The organism is Pseudomonas sp. P5_A2_2 (assembly GCF_054177685.1).
The window spans coordinates 1-2,651 of the sequence record NZ_JBGCUL010000631.1; the positions used below are offsets into that span (position 1 = coordinate 1).

General features: G+C 59.0%; 2 protein-coding genes and 1 pseudogene. 2 read left to right on the forward strand and 1 reads right to left on the reverse strand.

Translation table 11 applies throughout. The features are described from left to right. Together ACXRVY_RS23350 and ACXRVY_RS23355 are read left to right on the forward strand one after the other, a co-directional pair. A pseudogene (locus ACXRVY_RS23350) lies at window positions 1–254 on the forward strand (hypothetical protein); the annotation flags it as partial. A 70-nt stretch (window positions 255–324) separates the two neighbouring features. Then, a complete protein-coding gene (locus ACXRVY_RS23355; protein WP_108216413.1) occupies window positions 325–819 on the forward strand; it encodes a GreA/GreB family elongation factor in 495 nt (164 codons plus the stop codon). Here ACXRVY_RS23355 and gdhA read toward each other — a convergent pair. Continuing rightward, window positions 816–2,153, reverse strand: coding sequence for an NADP-specific glutamate dehydrogenase (gene gdhA / locus ACXRVY_RS23360; protein ID WP_458238358.1), 1,338 nt, complete (start codon window positions 2,151–2,153; stop codon window positions 816–818). The two genes, ACXRVY_RS23355 and gdhA, sit on opposite strands and share 4 nt — an antisense overlap. Window positions 2,154–2,651 lie beyond the last annotated feature (498 nt).

The following is a 2,651-nucleotide window of genomic DNA, read 5'->3' on the forward strand; positions in this document are numbered from 1 at the left end:
ATGGCGGCCTTTCAGCCAACACACTTGTTGAATGTCAGTCCCTCATCGCGAGCAAGCTCGCTCCCACAGGGACTCGTCGTTTGCCGAAACGATTGATCACACACCTTTCACAACCACCCGACGAATCCACTTCTAGACTTTCTCTATGGGCAGCGTATCCAAGGGATGAGCGCAACAGCCATCTGAAAGAACGGGACAAAGCCTGGCAGCAGCAGAAAGACCAGGACACCACCCGGGCCTATCGCTCGCCGTAAGTCGCTTTCAGACATCCAGTGAAACCGGATGCCTGCGACCATGACCCAAACCCTATACCGGGAGAATTCCATGAGCCGTGCCTTCGTCAATGAAGATAACGCCACCGCGCAAGCCGATCAGCCAGTCGAACGGCAAGTCAGCGCGCAGCCCAATTACGTCACGCCGCAAGGTCTGAAGCTGTTGCAGGGCAAAGTCGCCGAACTGCAAACCCTGCATGCCGAGCAATCGGCAAAAGGTGAGCAGGCGGACAAACAGCGCCTGGCCGATCTCGAGCGTGATCTGCGTTATTTCAAACAGCGCCTGGGCAGCGCTCAGGTGGTACCCGCCGCGACCTCGACCCAGAAAGTGCAAATCGGCAGTTGGGTGACCTACGCCGATGAACACGCCACCGAGCGCCGGGTACAACTGGTGGGCGAAGATCAGGCCGATGCCGCCCACGGCCTGATCAATTGGGGCTCACCGCTGGGCCGGGCGCTGCTCGGCGCACAACTCAACGACGAAGTACTGTGGCAGCGCCCCGCCGGGGATCAAATGATTGAAGTGATTCGCATCGAACCGACTTAAACGACGCCTTGGGCCAGCATGGCATCGGCGACCTTCACGAAGCCGGCGATGTTCGCGCCCTTGACGTAATTGACCCGACCGTCCTCTTCGCCGTAGTGCACGCAAGCGTGGTGAATCGACTGCATGATCGCGTGCAGCTTGCTGTCCACTTCGCCACCGGTCCACGCCAGGCGCATGGCGTTCTGCGACATTTCCAGCCCGCTCACCGCCACGCCGCCGGCGTTGGACGCCTTGCCTGGTGCGAACAGAATGTCGGCCTCGATGAACAGGTCCACCGCCTCGAGGGTGGTCGGCATGTTCGCGCCTTCGGCCACACAGATGCAGCCGTTGCGCAGTAAGGTGCGGGCGGCTTCGACATCCAGTTCGTTTTGCGTCGCGCACGGCAGCGCGATATCGCAGCTCAGGCTCCATGGCAGCTGACCGGCGCGGAACTCCAGGCCAAAACGGCCAGCCAGTTCACGGATGCGCCCGCGTTGTACGTTTTTCAGCTCCAGTACGGCCAGCCATTGCTCTTCGGTCAAACCGCTTTCGCAATACAGCGTGCCTTCGGAGTCGGACAGCGAAATCACTTTGCCGCCCAGATCCATGACCTTGCGCGCGGCGTACTGCGCGACGTTACCCGAACCGGAAATCGCCACGCGCTTGCCTTCGACCGCCAGGCCACGGCGCTTGAGCATTTCTTCGGCGAAGTACACGCAACCGAAACCGGTAGCTTGCGGGCGAATCAGGCTGCCGCCGTAGCTTGGGCCTTTGCCGGTCAGCACGCTGGTGAACTGGTTGCTCAAGCGCTTGTGCTGGCCGAACAGGAAACCGATTTCCCGCGCACCGACGCCGATGTCCCCGGCTGGCACGTCAACGTCCGCACCAATGTGGCGATACAACTCGCTCATGAAGGCCTGACAGAAGCGCATGACTTCCGCGTCGCTTTTGCCTTTGGGGTCGAAGTCCGAACCACCCTTGCCACCGCCCATGGGCAATGAAGTCAGGGAGTTTTTGAAGGTCTGTTCGAAGGCGAGGAATTTCAGGACGCCCATGTTCACCGACGGGTGGAAACGCAGACCGCCCTTGTACGGGCCGATCGCGCTGTTCATCTGGATGCGGAACCCGCGATTGACCTGGACTTTGCCCTGATCGTCGACCCACGACACGCGAAACACCAGCGCCCRCTCCGGCTCACAGATGCGCTCCAGAATGCCCGAGGTCAGGTAATGCTGATTGGCCTCAAGAAACGGCCACAGACTGCGCAGAACTTCTTCCACAGCCTGGTGGAATTCGGGTTGATCCGGGTCGCGTTTTTTCAGGCGCGCAAGAAAGGATTCGACGGATTCGATCATGGAAAAGTCTCGGCAGATTGATTGTCGTTGTAGGAGATCGAGCCGGACTGTAACAAACGACTTGCGCACAAGAACAGCGCAAAATGTCGCACTTATGAAGTTAAATGGTGCACAGGATATAAATTAATCTGGTTTTTTGAGTGTTTTTGCACCTGAACAGGGATTATTAATTCAAGTCCCGCACCATCAGGTACACCGCCATCGCGGGCAAGCCCGCTCCCACAGTGTTCGTGAAGACTTTTAGATCTCGGGCAATCCACATTCCTGTGGGAGCAGGCTTGCCTGCGATGAATTCAGCACGGTGTCACTGCCTCCCCCCCCAATCGGCATAGGGGACGGCCTTCATAGACCGTACCCCTGCCACACCACCCGGCATGCGGGTCCGCACCGGGCGGTTCGAGGGATTGAGGTCAGGAGAGACGTGGAAGTCCCAAGCGATCAAACCACGCGAGATTAAGCACCCAATTCAAGGCCCATCGACTGTTGTCCCACCAACGA

Coding starts and splice junctions, on each gene's coding strand:
- ACXRVY_RS23355 (WP_108216413.1), top strand. CDS start 325: ATGAGCCGTGCCTTCGTCAATGAAGATAACGCCACCGCGCAAGCCGAT.